Genomic DNA, 22,345 nt, shown 5'->3' with positions numbered 1-22,345 from the left:
CCGCAGACTGTCTCTCGGCAGAAATCACTGCTCTGGTCTGCTTGCCAGACACGAATCCAACAGGACATGGTTGGCGTCGCGTCGCCGGTATCCGCCTCTCACGATAATTCTGTCGCCAACCGCCACGCCGTTGGATTGGTAGGTGACGCACATGATCCTGATATCCGGCGGTGAGCAGAGCACGAGATACCACAAGACCTGATCCGTCTGCACCGCCGTGAGTCTGCCGGCCACGGAGAGATCGATCCGGTACTCGAGTTCGGGAATACCATCCGCCATTGGTCTGATATCTCTGCAATCGGCTGGCGTTCGCGCAGGCTGTTCTGCTTCGGAAAATGCCGGCCTGCCGGCAAATATATCCTCCGACCCGATTGATGGGGCCAAACTCGGCACTGCAGTGTAGAGGACGATTGTCGCTACGGATAATCCGGCAGTTGCTGGGTGCATTCGGCACCTAGCCAATTGCCATCGCCGAGACCGCCCGCGCGACCGAAGCCAGAGTGGCGTTTTGCTGCGCGGCAGAAACGGTGGCGCCAGTCAGATAGGCCGTGATCACGATGGGCGCCTTGCCGGGTGGCCAGGTCACGGCGATGTCATTAGCAGTGCCGCGGGCACCAGTGCCGGTCTTGTCGCCGACGCGCCAATCTTTCGCAACGCCTGCACGCAGTCGCGTGTCGCCGGTTTTGTTAGCGATCAACCATGCCGTCAGTTGCTCGCGCGATTGAGCCGACAGTGCCGTAGTCCCAACGATAAGGGCCTGCAAATTGGACGCCATCGCATTCGGTGTCGTGGTATCGCGGGCATCGTCGGGCAAAGCCTCATTGAGCGAGGGCTCATCCCGGTCTAACCGCGTGACCTGGTCGCCGAGGCTCCGTGCGAAGGCAGTCAGTGCCGGAGGTCCGCCGATGCTGGCGAGCAGCAGATTGCCGGCCGTGTTGTCGCTCAACGTCACCGCCGCTTCGCAAATCTCGGCGAGCGTCATGCCGTCGCTACCGGCATGCTTTTCCGTTACGGGGGAGTACGTGACGAGTGCGGAGGCGTCGAAGGTAATGCGCCGCGTCAACTGTTCCTTGCCGGCGTCTACGCGCGCAAGAATAGCCGCGGCTGCCAGTGCCTTGAAGGTGCTGCACATCGGGAAACGTTCGTCACCCCGGTGGATATGACGAGTGTCCGTTGCCGTGTCCAGCACACAAACACCGAGCCGCCCGCCGCTCTCGCTCTCCAAACGCCTGATCTCGTCGATCAGTCGCTGATGTGCGGTCGATGCGCGTATCGCTTGCCGGCCGCTCAAAGCAGTCGCGATTAGCGCCGTGCCCAATCCTAACTGAAACTGTCTCCTGGTGATCATTACGAATCTCTCCATGCTTGTGGCCGACAAGGTGCCGACCGGTCCTTGTCTTGACAAACGAACAGTTCTGCGGGCAGGCATAAGAAAAACTAAGGACGAACGATGCGCCGCCCGATGAAGCTTTCACACCTTCCGCTCAATGCGCTGCGGGCCTTTGAAGCGACGGCGCGTCACCTGAGTTTCACCCGAGCTGGGCTAGAGCTTCGCGTCACGCAGGCCGCCGTCAGCCAGCACGTGAAAGGGCTGGAGGACCGGCTTGGCGTACAGTTGTTTCGCCGGCTGCCGCGGGGTGTCGCGCTCACCGACGAAGGACAATTGCTGCTGCCGAGCATTGTCGAGGCCTTCGGTCGGCTCACCGAAACGCTCAATCGTTTTGAGGACGGTCGCTACCAGGACGTCATTACGGTCGGCGTGGTCGGTACCTTCGCTTCGGGATGGTTGCTGCCGCGGCTCGACGTTTTCAGGAAGGCATATCCGCGGATCGATTTGCGCCTGTTCACCAACAACAACCGCATCGACATCGCGGGTGAAGGCCTCGATTACGCGATCAGGTTTGGCGATGGCCTCTGGCATGGCACTGAGGCAACCCACTTGATGGGGGCGCCATTTACCCCGTTCTGTGCGCCCGCATTGGCTCGCAGGCTGAACCGGCCGGCGGATCTCAAACGCGAGGTGCTGCTGCGTTCCTACCGACAGGACGAATGGTCGCGCTGGTTTACCGCGGCGGGACTGCAGAGCCCGGTTCTCAAGGGCATGGTGTTCGATTCATCCATCACGATCGCCAGCGCAGCAGCGCGCGGTTTCGGCGTTGCGTTATTGCCGGCGGCGTTGTTTGACGACGAGGTCCGGCAACGGCGGCTCGTACGTCCCTTTAGGATCGAAGTGGCGCTCGGCGATTATTGGATTACGTCGCTGCACTCCCGAAAAGCATCGCCTGCGATGCTGTCATTCAAGAGTTGGCTGCTTGAAACGATCGCGGCCAAAAGCAGGAGCCCCGCAAATCGGGCCGAGGTTTAGCTATCGCCGCAATGCCGGCACGATCAGGAACGGGATCATCCCGAGCACCACGGCCACCAGCGCGAACGCGATCACGGGATTGTAGCTGTGGTTCCAATCATGGATCAGGCCGCCGGCCCAGGCGCCTAGCCCCGAGCCAAGGCCGCTGCCAATCGAAATCGTGCCGTAGATGGTGCCGACCCGTTCGCCGCGAAAGATCTTCATTGCGGTCGCCGTGATCAGCGGCCCGCGGGAGCCAATCATGCTGCCGAAGGTCACGACGAAGGCGCCGAGCAGCCAGAAGTTCGGATAGAACTGCAGCAGCCAGAGCAAGATAATGCCGACGATCGAGATGGCGTAGCTGAGCAGCACCGACGGCCTTCGTCCGATCATGGCATCGAGCTGGGTCACGCCCAGCATGCCGAACAGCAGCACGACGCCGGAAAAGCCCCAGGCGGTTGCAGCCTGGAGCGGCGGGAAGCCGGCATCGATCAGATAGGCGACGATCTGCGCCGCAAGCGCATACATCCCCACGGCCGTAAAGAAGAAGGTCGAAAACAGCGCCCAGAACGCGTGGTGACGCATCGCGCTTGCAAGCGTCCAGCCGCCGTCGACGAAATCGGGATCGGCCTTTTTGGCGATGTGCGGTGAGCCCGTGGAGAACAGCCGCCATGGCAGCAGCAACAACGGCAGCAGCAGGCATAGCGCAATGATACCGAACGTCTGGTAGGCGCCGCGCCAGCCGATGTGATCGATCAGAAGCTGCGATCCCGGCAGCAGTACCAGCACGCCTGCGCCGGCCGCGGAATAGACTACCGCCATCGCGGTGGGCAATCGCGGGCCGAACCAGCGGCCGAGCAGAATCGAATTAGGTACGTTGCCGATGAAGGCGATGCCGATCCCGACGGAAACGCCGACGCTCATCTGGAACTGCCACAGCGCCTGCGCCCGCGACGCCACCAGAAACGCGCCGCCGAGCAGCAGCAGTCCCAGCGAATAGACGATGCGCGGGCCATAGCGGTCGAACAGCCGGCCGACCACTGGCGCCATCAGTCCGCCGGCCAGCCAGGTCAGCGAATAGACTGAGACGACTTCCGCGCGATCCCAGCCGAAATTCTCCGAGATCGGTTTGAGGAAAACCGTAAAGCTCTCGCCGAGGCCGCGGCCGAGCAGCGCCAGCGTAAAGCACAGCGCCAGCACGTTGAGCGCAATTCGCCCCGGCTTGAGCGGCCTCGCTAACGCGTCTCCCTCTGGCGTCTTGTTATCCATGGGACGCAGGGAGCGCGTTTCCGCTGATCCCCGCAAGCCTCAAAAGCGAATGCGCCTATGCAGGACCAATCAGGCCGGCTTGAGCAGGACGTGCTTTTTCTTCCCCATGGAAAGTTTGATGACGCCTTCCGGCGTGAGATTGGACGGCGTGAGCACCATTTTCTCGTCGGTCACGGCGGCGTCGTTGACGCGCAAGCCACCGCCCTTGATCTGACGCCGCGCCTCGCCATTCGAGGTCACGAGGCCCGCTCTCACGAACAGTCCCAGCACGGCGGCGCCGGCTTCGAGCTCGCCGCGCGTAACTTCCACAGTCGGCAGGTTCTCCGCAATCGCGCCTTGCTCGAAGGTTTGCCGGGCGGTTTCGGCGGCGGTGTTTGCGGCGTCCCGGCCATGCAGCAGCGCGGTCGCCTCCGTCGCCAACACCTTCTTGGCTTCGTTGATTTCGCCGCCCTGCAATGCCGCGAGTTTCTGAATCTCTCTCATCGGCAAGGTCGTGAACAACTTTAGAAATTTCACGACGTCGGCGTCCTCAACGTTGCGCCAGTATTGCCAGAAATCGTAAGGCGAGAACTGGTCGGCGTTGAGCCACACCGCGCCCTGCGCGGTCTTGCCCATCTTGGCGCCCGACGCGGTCGTGAGCAGCGGCGTGGTCAATGCGAACAGTTGCGGCGTGCCCATGCGGCGGCCGAGATCGACGCCGTTGACGATGTTGCCCCATTGATCGGAGCCGCCCATCTGCAACCGGCAGCCGGTGCGCCGCGCCAGCTCGACGAAGTCATAGGCCTGGCACACCATGTAGTTGAACTCGATGAAGCTCATCTCCTGCTCGCGCTCGAGCCGGAGCCTGACCGAATCCATCGTCAGCATGCGGTTGACGGAGAAATGCCGGCCGATCTCGCGCAGCATCTCGATATAGTTCAGCTTCGTCAGCCATTCGGCATTATCGAGCATGATGGCATCGCTCGGGCCGTCGCCGTAGCGTAGCACCTTCGCAAACACGCCGCGGATCGAGGCCTTGTTGGCCTCGATTTCCTCGATGGTGCGGATGGCGCGCGTTTCGTCCTTGCCGGAGGGGTCACCGACCATGGTGGTGCCGCCGCCCATCAGGGTGATCGGCTTGTTTCCGCTCTGCTGCAGCCAGTGCAGCATCATCATGGTGAGGTAATTGCCGATATGGAGCGAGGGCGCCGTGCAGTCGTAGCCGACATAGGCCGTGGCTTGGCCCTTGGCGGCCAGCGCGTCGAGGCCCTCGAAATCGGAGCATTGGTGGATGAAGCCGCGCTCCTGTAAAACATTCAGGAAATCTGATTTAAATGCGGTCATGGGCGGGCTGCTTTGATCATTCTATTTTCACTGTAATTGTAACTGTTTGCGGGAACCATGGCGGAACAGGCTGCCGCGGGACCGGGCGCTGTGGCATTATAAGATGTGCGTGTTTGGCACAAGCTGGTCGTCGTCGGCGGGACGTATCGAGCAGGGCGTTTCAAAGGCACCATCGACTATGATGTTGACGGCATTAGGTTTGATGAGCGGCACCTCGCTCGACGGGGTGGATGTCGCTTTGATCGAAACCGACGGCCGCCGGGTCAACGCGCTCGGACCGTCCGGATACCGGCCCTATACCGATACGGAGCGCGGCCTGTTGCGCCAGGCGCTGTATGAGGCCGCCGACCTGCCGGATCGCGCGGCGCGACCCGGCTGCCTGCGCGAAGCCGAGCGGGTCGTCACCTCAGCGCACGCCGAGGCGGTGGCTGCCTTTACCGCGCAACACCGGATGCGCTTCGACGACATCGACATCGTCGGCTTTCACGGCCAGACCGTGCTGCACCGGCCCGAGAAAAAGTTGACGGTCCAGATCGGCGACGCGCTGACGCTCGCCAGGATGATCCACATTCCGGTTATGTACGATTTCCGCGCTGCAGATGTCGAAGCCGGCGGGCAGGGCGCGCCCTTTGTGCCGGTCTATCACCGCGCGCTCGCCCAATCGCTGGACTGGGAGGGGCCGACTGTCGTGGTCAACATCGGCGGGGTCGCCAATATCACCTATATCGACGGCGACACGTTGATCGCCTGCGATACCGGTCCGGGCAACGCGCTGCTCGACGACCACATGTTCCGCCGCATGAACCAGCGCTTCGATACCGAGGGCCGCACCGCCGCGCTGGGCAAGGTCGACCCGGCCTGGATCAACCGTGCATTGGAGATGCCGTTCTTCTCAATGCCTCCGCCGAAATCGCTCGATCGCAACGATTTTGCGGGGCTAAAGCTCGGCGATATGGCGCCCGAGGATGGCGCGGCCACGCTGACCGCCTTTACCGTCGCCGCAATTGCCCGGGTGGTGCCCTTGCTGCCGAAGGAACCGAAGAACTGGATCGTGGCCGGTGGCGGCGCCCGCAACTTGACCATGCTGCGCATGCTGCGTGAGTGTCTGGCACCCGCGACCGTCCGGGCGGCTGACACCCTGGGCTGGGCATCCGACGCCATCGAGGCGCAGGCATTTGGATTTCTGGCTGCGCGCGGCCTGAAAGGCCTGCCGCTGAGCTACCCCGCCACAACCGGGGTGCCGCTCCCGATGACCGGCGGCATCATCGCGCGACCGTGACGCGGTTCAAGATATGTTGATGCAATTGCATCGACCTTGACGACTACATGCAGGTGCATTTACTTTACATGCAGATGCATGGAGCGAAGGCCGGCCGGCCTTCGCGTTTGAGAGGTCGTCATGGCGCAGAAGCTCACTTTAATCAGTCACAAGCTTTGTCCCTATGTGCAGCGCGCCGTGATCGCGCTCACCGAGAAGGGCGTTCCGTTCGAGCGGGTCGACATCGATCTCGCCAACAAGCCGGACTGGTTTTTGAAGATATCGCCCCTCGGCAAGGTGCCGGTACTGGTCGTGACCGGCAAAGACGGCAAGGAGGTCGCGCTGTTCGAAAGCAACGTGATTTGCGAATACATCGAGGAAACCCAGGGCGGCGCCAAGCTGCATCTGCAGGAAGCGCTCCAGCGCGCGCAGCACCGGGCCTGGATGGAGTTCGGGTCCACCATTCTGAGCGAGCTCTGGGGTCTGGAGACGACGGGTGATCCCGCGGTGTTCGAAAGCAAGCGGCAGGCCGTCGCCGCAAAGTTTTCGCGCGTCGAGGAGGCGCTGGGCACGGGGCCGTTCTTTGCCGGCGAAAACTTCAGTCTGGTGGACGCGGTGTTCGCGCCGATCTTCCGTTACTTCGACGTGTTCGATCAACTGACCGATCTCTCGGTCTTCGCCGATACGCCGAAGGTCCGTGCATGGCGAGGGGTGCTGGCGAAGCGGCCGAGCGTGCGCACGGCGGTGGGGTCCGACTATCCGCAATTGCTGCACGCGTTCCTGGTGCGCCATAACGCCCACATGCTGAAGCTGGCGGCGTGAGGCAGCCATGTCCCCGCAGGTCGCCTGGGTCGCGCTCGTTACCGCCGGGCTCCTCGATGTCGGCTGGGCGATCGCGATGAAATATGCCGACGGCTACACGCGCTTCGGCTGGAGCATCGCCTCGTTCGCGTTGCTGGCCGCATTCGTCTTTCTGCTTGGGCGGGCGCTGCAGGTGCTGGAAATTGGCGTGGCTTACACGGTGTGGACCGGGATCGGCGCCGCCGGCACGCTGATGATGGGCGTGCTGCTGTTCGGCGAGACGCTGAGCGCGCCGAAGATCGCAGGCATCATGCTGGTGCTGGCCGGGATCGCAGCGCTGAAGTTTGCTCCAGCATGAAATCGTAGCTCGGATGGAGCGCAGCGCAATCCGGGAATGTCACCACTCTTGCAGCAGTCCCCGGATTTCGCTGCGCTCCATCCGGGCTACGCATCTTGGTTAACATCAGCGGACGTTGGCGAGCCGCATGTCGAGATAGCCGGTCACCGTCTCCATCAGCGGCTCCAGCTTGCCGTCGAAGAAGTGGTTGGCGCCGGGGATGATCTGCTGATCGATCACGATGCCTTTTTGTGTCTTCAGCTTCTCGACCAGCGTGTTGACGTCCTTCGGCGGCACCACCGCATCCTTCTCGCCATGCACGATCAGGCCTGATGACGGGCAGGGCGCCAGGAAGGAGAAGTCGTAGAGATTGGCGGGCGGCGCGATCGAAATAAAACCTTCGACTTCGGGTCGGCGCATCAAGAGCTGCATGCCGATCCAGGCGCCGAACGAAAAGCCTGCGACCCAGCAGGCGCGCGCTTCGGGATTGATGGTCTGCGCCCAGTCGAGCGCGGACGCCGCGTCCGACAATTCGCCGGTGCCGTGGTCGAACGAGCCCTGGCTGCGGCCGACGCCGCGGAAATTGAATCGCAGGACCGAGAAGCCGCGATGCGCAAACGCGTAGTAGCACTGGTAGACGATCTGATGATTCATTGTGCCGTGAAACTGCGGGTGCGGATGCAGGATCATCGCGATCGGCGCATTCTTCTGCTTGGCCGGATGGTAACGGCCTTCGAGTCGGCCCGCGGGGCCGGTGAAAATTACTTCAGGCATTGATGATCCCTAAGCAACGGACGTGATCCGGCGGAAAAGAATGTGATCATGCGTCGTTGGACGATGCGGGAACGGCGCTCCCGTGAACTGGTTGCGGCCTTCTAGCATGAGGCGAGGGGCAAAAAGCAAGCACCTTGAACATCTGGAAGGCTGTTCAAGGCGTTAGCCTATGATTGTACGAGACGGCAGGATCCACAATTGCCATAAGGCGTGTTGCGACGACACCAGGCCCAACCTCGCGGATGCAGGTAATATCATACAGCAATGCCCGATCGGATCTATCTCGACTGGAATGCGACGACGCCGCTTCGCCCCGAAGCGAGGCAGGCGATGGCGGCCGCTTGGGATTTGGCCGGCAATCCCTCGTCGGTGCATACCGAAGGGCGTCAGGCGCGCCGGCTCGTCGAGGATGCACGGGCCGCGATCGCGGCGGCCGTCGGCGCCCGTCCGCAGGATGTGGTGTTTGCTTCCGGCGGCACCGAAGCCAATGCAATGGCGCTGGCGCCGGGATTGCGCCGGGGCACGGGCTCGCCGGTCCAGCGGCTGGTGGTCTCAGCCATCGAGCACACGTCGGTGCTGTCGGGAGGCCGGTTTCCGGCGGAGACGATCGCGGCCATTAAGGTCTCCGGTGCCGGCTTGGTCGACCCCGCCCATCTGCGTGCGTTGCTTACTGAAGGGCCGCCGGCGCTGGTTTCGGTGATGCTGGCCAACAACGAGACCGGCGCCATTCAACCGGTCGGTGAAGTCGCTGACATCGTGCATGAAGCAGGCGGGCTGCTGCATGTCGATGCGATCCAGGCATTCGGAAAAATACCCTTCGATATCAACTCGATACGGGCAGATCTAATCACCCTGTCTGGGCACAAGATCGGCGGCCCCAAGGGTGTTGGTGCGCTGGTCCTGGCCGAGGAGGTGCAGGGGCTGGAGCCGCTGCTCCGCGGCGGCGGCCAGGAGTTGGGCCGCAGGGCGGGAACCGAGAATGTCGCCGGTATCGCCGCCTTTGGCGCAGCCATCAAGGTGGCGATGGCCGAGCTGCCGGCTAATGCCGCCCGGCAGCAGGCCTTGCGTGAGCGCCTTGAGAAGGGGCTGAACCAAACACCTGAAATAATTGTGTTTTCAGTGGATGCGCCGCGCCTGCCCAATACCACGCTGTTTACCGTTCGCGGGCTTCGAGCCGAGACGGCGGTGATTGGCTTCGATCTCGGCGGTATTGCGGTATCGTCGGGCTCCGCCTGCTCCTCTGGCAAGGTGCAGCCGTCCCACGTTCTGGCCGCCATGGGGTTCAGCAGGGAATTGGCGCAGGGAGCGGTGCGGCTCAGTCTGGGCTGGTCTACCACGGAGACAGACATTGATTTGGCCCTTGAGGCTTGGCGAAAGCTTGCCGATGCCTTACTTAGAGGGCGACGAAACACGGCTTGAAACGTTCTAAGTCCGTTTCGCCGGAAATGCTTCGTCACTGATTTTGAATTGTTCCACCGCGGTCCTTGAAACCGCGAGCGGAGGATGGAATGCCAGCCGTACAAGAGACGGTCGAGCGCGTACGGCGCATCGACGTCGACCAATATCGATATGGGTTCGAGACGCTGATCGAGTCCGACAAGGCCCCCAAGGGGCTGTCGGAAGACACCGTCCGCTTCATCTCCGCCAAAAAGAGCGAGCCGGCCTGGATGCTGGAATGGCGTCTGGAGGCCTATCGCCGCTGGTTGACCATGACCGAGCCGACCTGGGCGCGCGTCAACTATCCCAAGATCGACTACCAGGACATCCACTATTACGCGGCGCCGAAGCCGAAGAAGACGTTGTCGTCGATCGACGAAATCGATCCCGAAATCCTCAAGACCTACGAGAAGCTTGGCATCCCCTTGCGCGAAGTCGCCATTCTCGAGGGCGTTGAGCCCCCGCCCGGCGGCGAGCCGTCGGCTAACCGCAAGATCGCGGTCGACGCGGTGTTCGACTCGGTTTCGGTGGCGACCACCTTCCAGAAGGAGCTGAAGACCGCCGGCGTGATCTTCATGCCGATCTCGGAGGCGATCCGCGAACATCCCGAGCTGGTGAAGCAGTATCTCGGCTCGGTCGTGCCGACCTCGGACAATTACTTCGCGACGCTGAACTCGGCGGTATTCTCCGACGGTTCATTCGTCTACGTGCCGCCGGGCGTGCGCTGCCCGATGGAATTGTCGACGTACTTCCGCATCAACGAACGCAATACCGGCCAGTTCGAGCGCACGCTGATCATCGCCGACAAGGGATCTTACGTCAGCTATCTCGAAGGCTGTACCGCACCACAGCGCGACGAGAACCAGCTTCATGCCGCCGTGGTCGAACTCGTGGCGCTTGACGACGCCGAGATCAAATATTCGACGGTGCAGAACTGGTATCCCGGCAATTCCGAAGGCGTCGGCGGCATCTACAATTTCGTCACCAAGCGCGGCGACTGCCGCGGCGACCATTCGAAGATTTCCTGGACCCAGGTGGAAACCGGTTCGGCGATCACCTGGAAGTATCCGAGCTGCATCCTGCGCGGCGACAATTCGCGCGGCGAATTCTACTCGATCGCGATTTCGAACGGTCACCAGCAGGTCGACTCTGGCACCAAGATGATCCATCTCGGCAAGAACACGTCGAGCCGGATCATCTCCAAGGGCATCGCGGCCGGCGTGTCGCAGAACACCTATCGCGGCCTCGTCACCGCCCACCGCAAGGCGACCGGCGCGCGCAACTACACGGCGTGCGACTCGCTTTTGATCGGCGACAAATGCGGCGCGCACACAGTGCCGTACGTCGAAGCGAAGAACTCGTCGGCAACCTTCGAGCACGAAGCGACGACGTCGAAAATTTCCGAGGACGTGCTGTTCTATTGCGTCCAGCGCGGCCTGTCGCAGGAAGAAGCCGTCGGCCTCGTAGTCAATGGCTTCGTCAAGGACGTGCTGCAGCAACTGCCGATGGAGTTCGCGGTTGAGGCGCAGAAGCTGATCTCGATCTCGCTGGAGGGCAGCGTCGGATGATCGCAACTGATATCAGCGAGATGCGCGCGCTGTTGCCGATCTTGAACGAGATCGATGAAGCCAGTTTGTCGCGGCTCGACAACTCAGAGTGGTTCCGGCCAAGCGCCGCGCAGGCACGCCGCCTTGCGGCCGCCGCCGACAGGATGGGTGTTTTTCTGATGGCCTATCGGGCGAACTGCCGCGCGGCTGTCGGCGACGGACTTTGCAATTTGATCGCAGCGGCGGAACTCGATGCGGTCAAGCTTGACGAGATCGCAAGTCTGGAAAGCGCGTGCCCGGACGCCGCGATTGTCGCCTATGAGCGCCCGATCCGGCAGCGCCACTAAACGAATTTCCACAAGGGAAAGTTATGCCATTACTCGAAGTTAAAGACCTGAAGGTTCGCGTCGAGGATCGCGAGATTCTCCACGGACTGACGCTGACTGTGAACCCGGGCGAGGTGCACGCGATCATGGGGCCGAACGGCTCCGGCAAATCCACGCTCTCGCACGTCATTGCTGGCAAGCCCGGTTACGAAGTCACCGATGGTGAAATCCTGTTCAGGGGCGAAGACCTCCTGGAAATGGAGCCGGACGAGCGCGCCGCCAAGGGCGTGTTCCTGGCGTTCCAGTACCCGGTCGAAATCCCCGGCGTCGCCACCATGAATTTCCTGCGCACCGCGCTGAATGCGCAGCGCAAGGCGCGTGGCGAGAGCGAGTTCTCCACGCCCGACTTTCTCAAGAAGGTGCGCGAAGTCGCAAAATCGCTCAACATCCCGCAGGACATGCTCAAGCGCGGCGTCAATGTCGGCTTCTCCGGCGGCGAGAAGAAGCGCAACGAGATTTTGCAGATGGCGCTGTTCGAGCCGGCCGTCTGCATCCTCGATGAAATGGATTCCGGCCTGGACATCGACGCGCTGCGTATCGCCGCCGACGGCGTCAACGCGCTGCGTTCGCCCGACCGTGCCATGGTGGTTATCACGCACTACCAGCGGCTACTCAACTACATCGTGCCTGACTTCGTGCACGTGATGTCGAAAGGCCGGGTCGTCAAAAGCGGCGGCAAGGATCTGGCGCTGGAGCTCGAGGCTTCCGGCTATACCCAGTTCGAAGACGCGGCCTGACGGGAAGCGGATTTGTGATGAATGTAGTTCTGGCAAAAAACGAGACCGGCCGCGCGCTGAGCGAGAGCTTTGCGGTGGTGCGCGATCGGCTGCCGGGCGGCGGCAAGATCGCCGAAGCGCGGAATACCGCCTTCGAGGTCTATGATCGTGTGGGTTTGCCGCATCGCCGGCTCGAGGACTGGAAATACACCGATTTGCGCGCGCTGATGCGCGAGGTGCTACCGCTGGCGGCCGAACCAGATGCGGCGGCACTGAAGCAGGCTGCAGCCGCCGTGAAGCTGCAGGCGATCAAGGGCGCCCGCCGGCTGGTACTGGTGGACGGCGTGTTCGCGCCGAAGCTTTCCGAACTGGAGGGACTGGAGAAGGGCGTTACCGTCCGCACCCTGCGCGCCGTGCTGGAGACCGGCGATGCCGCGCTGCAGACCCAGTTATTCACGCCCGACAATGCCAATCCGATGGTCGCGCTCAACAGCGCGATGATGACCGATGGCGTCGTGATCGAGATCGCCAATGGCGTCGTGCTGAAGCAGCCGCTGCAGATCATTCATGTTGCTGGTGGCGCCACGCCGGCTGCGATATTCACCCGTTCCCTGCTGCGTCTCGGCGAGGATGCCGGCGCGACGCTGGTCGAAAGCTATATCGCGGCCGATGGCGTGAAGGCCTATCAAACGCATGACTCCCTGATCGTCGCAATCGGCGATAATTCGCGGCTCGACCATGTTCGATTGATCGAGGATGGCCGTGATGCGTTCAACATATCCTCTGCCGCGGTGACGCTAGGCGCACATGCGCATTTCAACACTTTTGGTATGACCTCAGGCGCGGCCGTCAGCCGCTACCAGGCGACCATCGCGTTTGCTGGCGAGGGCTCCCGGGTCGAAACCAACGGCGTCAATCTGCTCAACGGCCGCCAGCACGCCGACACCACGCTGTTCATGGATCACGCGGTGCCGCATTGCGCCAGCCGCGAGGTTTTCCGGGCCGTGGTCGACGACCGCGGCCATTCGGTGTTCCAGGGCCGCATCGTCGTGCGCCCGGACGCGCAGAAGACCGACGCCAAGATGATGACGCGGGCGCTGCTGTTGTCCGACGACGCCGAGGCCGACAACAAGCCGGAACTCGAAATCTTCGCCGACGACGTCACCTGCGGCCATGGCGCCACCACCGGCGCGCTCGACGAGAGCCTGCTGTTCTATCTGCGTGCCCGCGGCCTTTCCGAAAAGGAAGCCCAAGCGCTGCTGATCCAGGCGTTTGTTGGAGAGGCGATCGAATCCATCGTCAACGACGACCTGCGCGAACTCGCAATTGCCGCCGCGCAGCGTTGGCTGGAGGCACGAGGATGACGCAGCACCCGGCGGTCAAGAATGGCGCCTATGACGTCGCCCGCGTGCGCGAGGATTTTCCCGCGCTGGCGATGAAGGTCTACGGCAAACCGTTGGTCTATCTGGACAACGCGGCCTCCGCGCAGAAGCCGATGGCCGTGCTCGACCGCATGACCAAGGCTTACACAACCGAATACGCCAACGTGCATCGCGGCCTGCATTACCTCGCCAATGCCGCTACCGAGGCTTACGAGGGTGCCCGTGCCACGGTGGCGAAATTCATCAATGCAGGGCGTAGTGAAGAAATTATCTTCACCCGCAATGTTACCGAGGCCATCAATTTGGTGGCATCGTCCTGGGGCGAGCCCAACATCAAACAGGGCGACGAGATCGTGCTCTCGATCATGGAGCACCACTCCAATATTGTGCCCTGGCATTTTTTGCGCGAGCGCCATGGCGCCGTGATCAAATGGGCGCCGGTCGACGACGACGGCAATTTCCTGATCGAGGAATTCGAGAAGCTGCTGACGCCGCGCACCAAGCTCGTCGCCATCACCCAGATGTCCAACGCGCTTGGCACCTTCGTCCCGGTCAAGGAAGTCGTGAGGCTCGCCCATGACCGCGGCATTCCGGTGCTGGTCGACGGCGCGCAAGGCGCTGTGCACTTGCCGATCGACGTGCAGGACCTCGATTGCGATTTCTATGCCTTCACCGGCCACAAGATCTATGGTCCGACTGGGATTGGCGCGCTCTACGCCAAGCATCAGCACCTGGTCGCGATGCGGCCCTATAATGGCGGCGGCGAGATGATCCGCGAGGTGGCAAAGGACTGGGTCACCTATGGCGACCCGCCGCACAAGTTCGAGGCCGGAACGCCGCCGATCGTCGAGGCGATCGGGCTGGGCGCCGCGATCGACTACGTCACGTCGATCGGCAAGGAGCGGGTCGCCGCCCACGAGCATGATCTCTTGAATTACGCCCAGGAGCGACTGCGCGAAATCAATTCGCTGCGCCTGATCGGCACCGCGCGCGGCAAGGGGCCGGTGATCTCCTTCGAGATGAAGGGAGCGCACGCCCACGACGTCGCGACCGTGATCGACCGGCAGGGGATCGCCGTGCGCGCCGGCACCCATTGCGTGATGCCGCTTTTAGAGCGGTTCAATGTCACAGCCACCTGCCGCGCGTCGTTTGGAATGTATAATACCCGTGAAGAAGTCGACCATCTGGCACAGGCGCTGATCAAGGCGCGGGATTTGTTCGCATGAGTGACACGGCCGAAGTCAAGTCAGCCAATATGCAAACCAACTCGGCGCTGCCGCCGGACGAGACCGAGCGGCTGGGGACCGAAATCGTCGCCGCGCTGAAGACGGTGTTCGACCCGGAGATTCCGGCCGATATCTATGAGCTTGGCCTGATCTACAAGGTCGATCTCAAGGACGACCGTGCCGTCGACGTGACAATGACGCTGACCACGCCGAACTGTCCGGCGGCCGGCGAACTGCCGACCATGGTCGAGAACGCGATCGCCAGCGTTCCCGGCGTCGGCGTCGTCAATGTGAACCTGGTGTGGGATCCGGCCTGGACGCCGGATCGTATGTCCGACGAGGCGCGCCTCGTCCTCAACATGTGGTGAAGGAATCCGTTGCCGAAACTGTCCGGCGTCATCGAAACTGCGCTGTACGTCGATGACCTCGACCGCGCCCGCACGTTCTACGAGGAGGTTTTGGGTCTGGAAGCGCTGACGGCGGATTCGCGGTTCGTTGCTTTCGACGTGAGTGGAAGAAGCGTGCTGCTGCTGTTTCGCCGCGGCTCGGCACCCGAGACGATCCAACTCCCCGGGGGCACCATTCCGCCGCATGACGGCAGCGGCCCCGTCCATATGGCCTTTGCCATCCCGGCGCCCGAACTGCCGGGGTGGGAAGAGGCACTCGGCAAGCACAATGTCGCGATCGAAGGCAGGACGGATTGGCCGCGCGGCGGGAAGAGCATCTACTTCCGCGACCCGGACAACCATTTGCTGGAACTGGCGACGCCGGGAATTTGGAAGATTTACTAGCGGGCGTGCGGAGCGTTTCGAGGGGTTCTGATCGAGTTCATGACGAGAGACCTTCACAGTGGGAATTTCGTTGTTATTTTAATGGCATGATAGCTCGTCGCCGCCGTGCGACGCCGGAGATCGACTGCAATGGATACCACCGTCCAATCCAAGCAGAAGCCGCGGCCGCGCCCGCAGGTGATGAAGCTGACCGAGGCCGCCGCCGCGCGGATCACGGAGCTGACCAAACGCGCCGATTCCGAAATCGTCGGCCTGCGCGTCGGCATCAAAAATGGCGGCTGCGCCGGGCAATCCTATACGGTGGAATACGCCCATGAGATCCGCCCGACCGACGAAGTGGTCGAGGACCGGGGCGTCAAGATCCTGGTCGATCCCAAGGCGGTCCTGTTCCTGCTCGGCACCGAAATGGACTACAAGGCCGACAAGCTCCAGGCCCAGTTCATCTTCAACAACCCTAACCAGATTTCCGCCTGCGGCTGCGGCGAGTCGGTTCAACTGACGCCGGCGAAGGGTTGACCGCGGGCTTTTCCGGCTCTGCGTCGCTATTCTTCCCTTTCCTGGGCTCCGTAAGCTTGCATATTCTCGACTGAAGGTCGGAGAGCAGCGCGACGAGGGCATCGTCCATGGACGTGCCGCTTTCCGGCGTAAGCACCGTAATCCCCCATCGCGCGAGCAGGGCTTCCTGCACCGGATTGGGCGAGGGCATGAACACGAACGAGCGCGGGCGATCCTCCTTGCGGCCCGACCTTTCCCAGATCTCCCAGATGCGGTGCAACAGCAGGCGGATGTTTGGATCGGACATACTGTAGCCAATGAACAGGATCGGCCGCCCAAGCGCGTCGGCGCGGAATTTGATATCGAGCGGTGAATCGAACGACAGCCGATTGAAGAAGTCGGTCTCGGTCAGCACCAGCGAACTGTCATCGTCGAAGTCACCGTGATACTTGATGATCTGCGTCACGCCCTCGGGAGCGTCCGCGATTTCCTTTGCATTGGTTATTTTCGCATAGGGCTTTTTGTGAGCCTCGAACGCAGTTTCTAGGTTGCGATCGTAATTGGTGGTGTAGATCGTCGGGAAGTCGAGGTCCACGATCAGCTTGTGAAGTTGCGATGTCGAGACCCGATCGCATGCGACCTTCCAGTTTCGGTCCAGCCAGCTACGTAGCGGACCGATGCTGCCCTGCTTCAGCCGATAGAATTCCGCGAGCATCTGATAGCCTTCGTTCATCCCCTCGACGACATCGCGATCGAGCTCGAGCTCATCGAGCAAATGATCGATCAGCGTTTGCCATGATGGCAGCCCGACAGACATCGAAACACCGGCCCCGACGAACAGGACGGCGCGACGTCCCTGGATCGCCTCGGCCAGAATGTCTCTTGGCGCTGACACTGGGGCTTTCACGGCACCTCCCGAGCGGTTCATTCCGTTTCAATGGATTTCCGAATATTCCGTTCCAATTGGTTGTGCGCTATCAATAACCACGGCTGACCTGACCGCGATTGTTGGACTGCAGATGGACCGCGATTTCTTGATCGACCTGTTCGCCGATTTCGGCCCGGTCACCATCCGCCGGATGTTTTCCGGTTTTGGCATTTCCGCTGACGGCACCAACTTCGCGCTGGCGCTGCGGGCCGGGCTGTATTTCCGGGCTGATGACCAGACCATCCCGCAATTCGAGGCAGAGGGCTCGCAGCCGTTTCAGTATCAAACTCGGGCGAAGACGGTGACCGTGAACTCGTACTGGCAGTTGCCGGCGCGCCTGTTCGATGATTCCGAGGAACTGGCTGACTGGGCGAGGGCGGCGCTGGCCGCGGCCCAACGCGCGGCGCTTCGTAAGCGGCCCAAGGCGCGCAAGGCGGCGAAGCGGAAGGTTACCGGGGCGACTGCAACCGTGCCGGCTAAGGGTCGCAAGCCGGCGACAAGGAAGGGCGCGACCAAGGCGCGAAAGGCGCCGCGCAGATAGCCTTGCGATTCGAGTCTAGATCAGGCGACTTGACTGCGGGTCTCGTCGGCGTATTCGGGGTCGGCTTCGCAGACCACGCGGTTGCGGCCGTTGCGCTTGGCCGCGTAGAGGCAAGCGTCGGCGCGCTCGATCAATGAATCCGTGTCATCGTCCGGTTTTAGCATGGAAACGCCGACGGATATGGTGACGCGTCCGAGAATTTCGCCGGTCGATTTCTTCTTCAATTCCTTGGCCATGACGGCGCGGCGGATGTGGTCGGCGACCATCAGCGCCTGGCGCAGCGCGGTGTTGGGCAGCACCACCGCGAATTCCTCGCCGCCGTAGCGGGCGGTGATGTCCTGGCCCTTGATAGTCTGCTTCAGCGAGATCGCCACCAGCCGCAGCACCTGATCGCCGGTGAGATGGCCGTAGGAATCGTTGAACGACTTGAAATGGTCGATGTCGAACATCATCAGCGACAGCGGTTCGCCGCTCGCTTGCGCCGCTTCCACCGCCATCTCGATCGAGCGGTCGAAATATTTGCGATTACCCAGTCCGGTCAGCGGATCGGTCAGGCTCTCGGCGCGGATCGCCTCGAGGCTGTGCTGCAGATTGCTGATCTCGGTCTTGGATAGCGCCAGGCGGTTCTCCAATGCCTTGTTGGTCTCGCGCATCTCGCGCGTCGATTTCACCAGCCCGTCGACAATCGCCTTGATCTCATCGCGACTCTTGGCATTCCTGAGCTTCTCGTTGGCGCCGCTCAGCTCGGATTCGTAGTTCTCCGACATGCCAAGTCCCTCGGTGATAAGGGCCATTACGTCGTCGATTTCGCCGATCACGCGCGCGCCGACCTTGTCGATACGATCGGAGGTCTTGATGTGGGAGAGATAGGTTTCGTAGATCTGTTCGAGATCGGACTCGCTGAGCTTGCCGTTGCGTGCCAGTGTCTCGTTGATGATCTTGTTGAGTGCGGCATTGTATCCGGTCGCGTAGACGTACCAGATTTCATAGTTGCGCGGGACGGCGGTCTGCCGGAGGGATCTGATCTGGCCCAACGCTACCTCGGCAAACGCTATCGTGCGTTCGTGTTCGTCCAGCAGCTTGACCACTGATCCGTCCCCAATATCGAGCAGCGCCGCTCGTTGCCTTGCAGCAATGATTAAATTATCGCCGCAAGTTAACGGAGGAGGATGAACGGCCGGTAAATGCTTCCGGCCGTCGGGATCGACGCTTATCAGACGCGGGCGCGAACGGGCCGCAACAGGAATGCAGGAAGGTGCGAGTGATCGGCGGGCTCCGATTCGACCTCGCGGTGGGCGCGCCGCGGCTCGGGTCGCCCGATCGAGGGCACGCGTGAAGGCTGAGCGGGCGCGGGCGGCGCGAAGGCCGCTGCCTCCGGCTGCGGCCTGGCGCTGCGGCCCGTGCCCTTGGCATGCCGCGGTTCGCGATCAGCGCTCTTGTCGCTACGCGTATCAATGGCTTTGGCGTGTCGCGGCTCGCGTTCGCGCCGCGGCTTGCGGCTGCCGCGCGAGCCTTCCCGGGCGCCCTCGCGCGAGCGATGTTCGCGCGGCTGATCGGTGTCGCCGGACGGATCCGTGTGAACGGCGTAATCGCCTTCGGCGGCGGGAATGGTTTGTCCGATCAGCCGTTCGATCGCAGCGATCGACTTGTTGTCTAGCGGGCTGACGATCGAGATCGCGGTGCCGGCGCGTCCGGCGCGCCCCGTTCGGCCGATACGATGCACGTAATCGTCGGCATGATGCGGCACGTCGAAATTGAAGACGTGGGTGACGGCGGGAATATCGAGGCCGCGGGCGGCGACATCGGAGGCAACCAGCAACGGGATTTCACCCTTGCGGAATTGATCCAGCGCCGCGGTGCGGGCCGATTGATCCATGTCGCCATGCAGGGCGCCAACGCTGAAGCCGTGCTTCTGCAGCGACTTGTAAACAACGGCGACTTCGCGCTTGCGATTGCAGAAGATAAGCGCGTTGTTGAGGTCCTTGGCGTCGCGCAACAGGCGGCGAAGGATTTCGCGCTTCTCGTGCGGCTCGCGGCCGCCGCGGACCTGGAATTGAGACACGCCCGTCGCCGTGGTCGCCGGCTTCGAGACTTCGATTCTTTCGGGGTTGTGCAGAAAGGCTTCGCTGATCCGGCTGATTTCCGGCGGCATCGTCGCGGTGAAGAACAGCGTCTGGCGCGTGAACGGCACCAGCTTGCAGATGCGTTCGATGTCGGGGATGAAACCCATATCCAGCATGCGGTCGGCTTCGTCGATGACGAGGAGTTCGACGCCGGTGAGCAGAAGGCCGCCGCGTTCGGTGTGGTCGAGCAGGCGACCAGGGGTTGCGATCAAGACGTCGACGCCGCGGGTCAGCTTGGAGTCCTGGTCGCCAAAGGAGACGCCGCCGATCAGGAGTGCGACGTTGAGTTTCTGGCCCGCGCCGTATTTGTCGAAATTCTCTTTGACCTGCGCGGCGAGTTCGCGGGTCGGTTCGAGGATCAGGGTGCGGGGCATTCGAGCCCGGGCACGGCCCTTTTCCAGTAGCGTGAGCATGGGCAGGACGAAGGCAGCGGTTTTGCCGGTGCCGGTCTGGGCGATGCCGAGAACGTCGCGGCGGGCCAAAACGTGCGGAATTGCCTGTTCCTGGATGGGTGTAGGGGTGGTGTAGCCGGTGGCCGCAACTGCGGCGAGAACCTTGTCGGAAAGACCGAGATGGGAAAAAGACATTGAGCCTCTAGTCGACACCGCCGTTCGGAATCGAGGGTAAAAAGGCTGTCGCGTTTTGCCCCGAAACGGCGCGCTTTTGAAAAGCTGGGGGCTCTGACTTACGCAGACGAGCGGCTAACCTAGGGAATCGCGTTTCGATCCAAGGCCGCGTTGAGCGCGAACATAGGGTCGAAATGGCCAAAGTCAATCTAGGAACCTGCATTGAAGCCCAAAAAGCTTAATGTTTTCGCACAAATAACGGCAAAAACCGTCACTTGGCCGTCAAACCGGACCGCGGGATTCGCAATCAATCGAACCGTTTGAACCGTGGGCAATGGCATGCCGACTATGGCATGAAGCGGTTTGCACGTTCCAACAGGACCATTCGTGCGTGTGGGGAATTCGATGACCTCCTGGCTTTCAAGAATCCTGGCCGCGACGGCCGTTGTGGCGGCCTGCATCACATTCGCCGCGCCCGCCCAGGCGGAAAAGCGCGTTGCGCTCGTGGTCGGCAACAACGACTACCGGAACGTGCCCAAGCTGCAGAAGGCGGTCAACGACGCCCGCACCATGGGCGATACGCTCAAGCAGCTCGGCTTCACGGTGATGGTGGCGGAAAACCAGAACCGGCAGGCGTTCAGTCAGACGTTGCTCGCCTTCGACAAGGCGGTTGACGCCGGCGACACCGCGTTCTTCTTCTATGCCGGCCACGGTTTTGAAATCGCGGGTCAGAATTTCCTGCTGCCGACCGACGTGCCGGCGGCGACCGAAGGGCAGGAAGAGCTGGTGCGCGACGCCTCGATCCTGGCCGACCGCATCATCGAGCGGATGCAGAACCGAAAGGTGCGCACCGCCATCCTGGTGTTCGACGCCTGCCGCAACAATCCGTTCGAGCGCGCCGGTACGCGTGCGGTTGCCGGCGGCGGCGGTCTCGCGCCGATGACGCAACTGCCGGAAGGCGTGTTCTCGATCTTCTCGGCCGGGCCGCGGCAGACCGCGCTCGACCGGCTCTCCAATGACGACGCCAATCCCAATTCGGTGTTCACGCGAACCTTCGCCAAGGAGCTGACGCAGCCGGGCGCGAATCTCGTCCAGGTCGCGCAGCGGACACGGCGCCTGGTCAGCGAACTCGCGGAAACCGTTCGTCACAAGCAGATCCCGGTTTACTTCGACCAGATGGTCGACGACGTTTTTCTGAATGGTTTGACGAAGGCACAGCCCGAGGCGGCGAAGCCCGCCGAGCCGCTGCAAAAGCTTGCGGCCTTGCCGCCGCTGCAGCGCCTGCAGCCGCAGAACGATTCCGTCAACGCGCCGATCGCGATGTTCTCGCGCCACAATGGCGGCTGGACGGTGGTGTTCTCGATCGCCGACCCGACCCTCGGCATTTCCTGGCGGATCGGGGACAGCGGCGATTTCCGCGAGACCGGCTTCATGGATACGCTCGATCCGCGGACCCGAAAGCGGATGCCCAACCCGTCGATCGAACTGCCGGCCGATGCACCGGCGGCCGTCATCCAGGTGCGCTATGTCGACACCAATGGCGAGTTGCAGGGGCCGTTCCCGATCAGGTTCGATCCGGAAGCAGCCCTGATCCGCGACCAGCGCAAGATCCTCGACATGACGGCGACGAGCTGGTTGTCGTTCCGCGAGTATAACGGGCTTCTGGTCTATTATACGCACCTGATGTCGTACCGCTGCGCGATCCGCGAAGTGCGAGTCGGAATCGACAGCGGGGTGCCCGACAAGGTGCTGAAAATGCCGCCTTGCGACCCTCGCGATCCCAGCGTCATACCGCACGACGCGCAGCCGTATCTGAAGCTCGCGCCGGCGACCAGATCGGTTTCCGTGGAATTGACCTATCGTGACGGCAGCGTTTCCGAAATCAAGAGTTTTCGGCGGTAGCGTTTTTCAGTGCCGTCAGATCCCCGCGCATGCGGGGCATCCAGCATGCCGCGGCCTTTCCACGTCATTGCGAGGAGCGAAGCGACGAAGCAATCCATGCATGAGGTGACGATGGATCGCTTCGCTGCGCTCGCAATACGGCGAGGCCCGAAGCGCCACAAGCTGTGATCCCCGCGAAAGCGGGGATCCAGTACGCCGC

At 62.2% G+C, this 22,345-nt stretch carries 23 protein-coding genes; 15 read left to right on the top strand and 8 right to left on the bottom strand.

Annotated features, from left to right (window positions below; translation table 11 throughout):
• Window positions 1-24: 24 nt before the first annotated feature.
• Together HCN58_RS12995 and bla are read right to left on the bottom strand one after the other, a co-directional pair.
• Window positions 25-279 (bottom strand): hypothetical protein, encoded by a 255-nt coding sequence (locus HCN58_RS12995; protein WP_171579769.1) that lies wholly within the window; start codon window positions 277-279, stop codon window positions 25-27.
• Between the two features lie 175 nt (window positions 280-454).
• Window positions 455-1,348: a class A beta-lactamase gene (gene bla, locus HCN58_RS12990; RefSeq protein WP_171580359.1), complete on the bottom strand. Its 894-nt coding sequence runs from the start codon at window positions 1,346-1,348 to the stop codon at window positions 455-457.
• A gap of 114 nt (window positions 1,349-1,462) precedes the next feature.
• Between bla and HCN58_RS12985 the strand changes: the two genes are divergently transcribed.
• Entirely contained in the window at window positions 1,463-2,365 is a 903-nt protein-coding gene (locus HCN58_RS12985) for a LysR family transcriptional regulator (protein WP_171579768.1), read from the top strand.
• Here the strand turns inward: HCN58_RS12985 and HCN58_RS12980 are convergent, their stop codons facing one another.
• Both HCN58_RS12980 and tyrS read right to left on the bottom strand, forming a co-directional pair.
• On the bottom strand, window positions 2,366-3,613 hold the full coding sequence (locus tag HCN58_RS12980; protein WP_171579767.1) for an MFS transporter: 1,248 nt from the start codon (window positions 3,611-3,613) through the stop codon (window positions 2,366-2,368).
• Between the two features lie 69 nt (window positions 3,614-3,682).
• On the bottom strand, window positions 3,683-4,936 hold the full coding sequence (tyrS, locus tag HCN58_RS12975) for a tyrosine--tRNA ligase (RefSeq protein WP_171579766.1): 1,254 nt from the start codon (window positions 4,934-4,936) through the stop codon (window positions 3,683-3,685).
• A 178-nt stretch (window positions 4,937-5,114) separates the two neighbouring features.
• Between tyrS and HCN58_RS12970 the strand changes: the two genes are divergently transcribed.
• The 3 genes from HCN58_RS12970 to HCN58_RS12960 all read left to right on the top strand — a co-directional run bounded on the left by HCN58_RS12970 (window position 5,115) and on the right by HCN58_RS12960 (window position 7,353).
• A complete protein-coding gene (locus HCN58_RS12970; RefSeq protein ID WP_171580358.1) occupies window positions 5,115-6,215 on the top strand; it encodes an anhydro-N-acetylmuramic acid kinase in 1,101 nt (366 codons plus the stop codon).
• Window positions 6,216-6,335: 120 nt separating this feature from the next.
• Entirely contained in the window at window positions 6,336-7,016 is a 681-nt protein-coding gene (locus HCN58_RS12965) for a glutathione S-transferase family protein (RefSeq protein ID WP_171579765.1), read from the top strand.
• A 7-nt stretch (window positions 7,017-7,023) separates the two neighbouring features.
• Window positions 7,024-7,353: a DMT family transporter gene (locus tag HCN58_RS12960; RefSeq protein WP_171579764.1), complete on the top strand. Its 330-nt coding sequence runs from the start codon at window positions 7,024-7,026 to the stop codon at window positions 7,351-7,353.
• A gap of 105 nt (window positions 7,354-7,458) precedes the next feature.
• Here HCN58_RS12960 and HCN58_RS12955 read toward each other — a convergent pair whose 3' ends face one another.
• Window positions 7,459-8,106 (bottom strand): alpha/beta hydrolase, encoded by a 648-nt coding sequence (locus tag HCN58_RS12955; protein ID WP_025589847.1) that lies wholly within the window; start codon window positions 8,104-8,106, stop codon window positions 7,459-7,461.
• A 264-nt stretch (window positions 8,107-8,370) separates the two neighbouring features.
• Here HCN58_RS12955 and HCN58_RS12950 point away from each other — a divergent pair, with 264 nt between their 5' ends.
• The 9 genes from HCN58_RS12950 to HCN58_RS12910 all read left to right on the top strand — a co-directional run bounded on the left by HCN58_RS12950 (window position 8,371) and on the right by HCN58_RS12910 (window position 16,107).
• On the top strand, window positions 8,371-9,525 hold the full coding sequence (locus tag HCN58_RS12950; protein ID WP_171579763.1) for a cysteine desulfurase family protein: 1,155 nt from the start codon (window positions 8,371-8,373) through the stop codon (window positions 9,523-9,525).
• Between the two features lie 89 nt (window positions 9,526-9,614).
• Window positions 9,615-11,111: a Fe-S cluster assembly protein SufB gene (sufB, locus tag HCN58_RS12945; RefSeq protein ID WP_171579762.1), complete on the top strand. Its 1,497-nt coding sequence runs from the start codon at window positions 9,615-9,617 to the stop codon at window positions 11,109-11,111.
• Entirely contained in the window at window positions 11,108-11,437 is a 330-nt protein-coding gene (locus HCN58_RS12940) for a hypothetical protein (protein ID WP_171579761.1), read from the top strand. Before sufB ends, HCN58_RS12940 begins: the two co-directional genes overlap by 4 nt.
• A 23-nt stretch (window positions 11,438-11,460) precedes the next feature.
• The gene (sufC, locus tag HCN58_RS12935; RefSeq protein ID WP_171579760.1) at window positions 11,461-12,213 is read left to right on the top strand and encodes a Fe-S cluster assembly ATPase SufC; all 753 of its coding nucleotides are present in this window, start codon (window positions 11,461-11,463) and stop codon (window positions 12,211-12,213) included.
• Window positions 12,214-12,230: 17 nt separating this feature from the next.
• Complete coding sequence (gene sufD, locus HCN58_RS12930; RefSeq protein ID WP_171579759.1) at window positions 12,231-13,556, top strand: Fe-S cluster assembly protein SufD; 1,326 nt, start codon at window positions 12,231-12,233, stop codon at window positions 13,554-13,556.
• On the top strand, window positions 13,553-14,800 hold the full coding sequence (locus HCN58_RS12925; RefSeq protein ID WP_171579758.1) for a cysteine desulfurase: 1,248 nt from the start codon (window positions 13,553-13,555) through the stop codon (window positions 14,798-14,800). The genes sufD and HCN58_RS12925 overlap by 4 nt, the downstream gene beginning before the upstream one ends.
• Entirely contained in the window at window positions 14,797-15,168 is a 372-nt protein-coding gene (locus HCN58_RS12920; protein WP_171579757.1) for an SUF system Fe-S cluster assembly protein, read from the top strand. The genes HCN58_RS12925 and HCN58_RS12920 overlap by 4 nt, the downstream gene beginning before the upstream one ends.
• 9 nt (window positions 15,169-15,177) lie before the next feature.
• The gene (locus tag HCN58_RS12915; protein WP_171579756.1) at window positions 15,178-15,591 is read left to right on the top strand and encodes a VOC family protein; all 414 of its coding nucleotides are present in this window, start codon (window positions 15,178-15,180) and stop codon (window positions 15,589-15,591) included.
• A 129-nt stretch (window positions 15,592-15,720) separates the two neighbouring features.
• Window positions 15,721-16,107, top strand: a complete 387-nt coding sequence (locus tag HCN58_RS12910) for a HesB/IscA family protein (RefSeq protein WP_171579755.1) — start codon at window positions 15,721-15,723, stop codon at window positions 16,105-16,107.
• On the opposite strand, the gene HCN58_RS12905 is transcribed toward HCN58_RS12910, so the two are convergent.
• Window positions 16,046-17,014 (bottom strand): SIR2 family NAD-dependent protein deacylase, encoded by a 969-nt coding sequence (locus HCN58_RS12905; RefSeq protein ID WP_171579754.1) that lies wholly within the window; start codon window positions 17,012-17,014, stop codon window positions 16,046-16,048. The two genes, HCN58_RS12910 and HCN58_RS12905, sit on opposite strands and share 62 nt — an antisense overlap.
• A 91-nt stretch (window positions 17,015-17,105) precedes the next feature.
• On the opposite strand from HCN58_RS12905, the gene HCN58_RS12900 reads away from it, so the two are divergent.
• Window positions 17,106-17,555, top strand: coding sequence for a TfoX/Sxy family protein (locus HCN58_RS12900; RefSeq protein ID WP_171579753.1), 450 nt, complete (start codon window positions 17,106-17,108; stop codon window positions 17,553-17,555).
• Window positions 17,556-17,575: 20 nt separating this feature from the next.
• On the opposite strand, the gene HCN58_RS12895 is transcribed toward HCN58_RS12900, so the two are convergent.
• Window positions 17,576-18,643, bottom strand: coding sequence for a GGDEF domain-containing protein (locus HCN58_RS12895; protein WP_171579752.1), 1,068 nt, complete (start codon window positions 18,641-18,643; stop codon window positions 17,576-17,578).
• A 125-nt stretch (window positions 18,644-18,768) separates the two neighbouring features.
• Entirely contained in the window at window positions 18,769-20,265 is a 1,497-nt protein-coding gene (locus HCN58_RS12890; protein WP_171579751.1) for a DEAD/DEAH box helicase, read from the bottom strand.
• A gap of 384 nt (window positions 20,266-20,649) precedes the next feature.
• Between HCN58_RS12890 and HCN58_RS12885 the strand changes: the two genes are divergently transcribed.
• The gene (locus HCN58_RS12885; RefSeq protein ID WP_171579750.1) at window positions 20,650-22,146 is read left to right on the top strand and encodes a caspase family protein; all 1,497 of its coding nucleotides are present in this window, start codon (window positions 20,650-20,652) and stop codon (window positions 22,144-22,146) included.
• Window positions 22,147-22,345: the final 199 nt, after the last annotated feature.

This window comes from Bradyrhizobium australiense, assembly GCF_013114825.1.
Taxonomy (GTDB): Bacteria; Pseudomonadota; Alphaproteobacteria; order Rhizobiales; family Xanthobacteraceae; genus Bradyrhizobium; species Bradyrhizobium australiense.
Note: the sequence above shows the minus strand (reverse complement) of the source record. Positions and strands in the feature narration are given on the sequence as shown.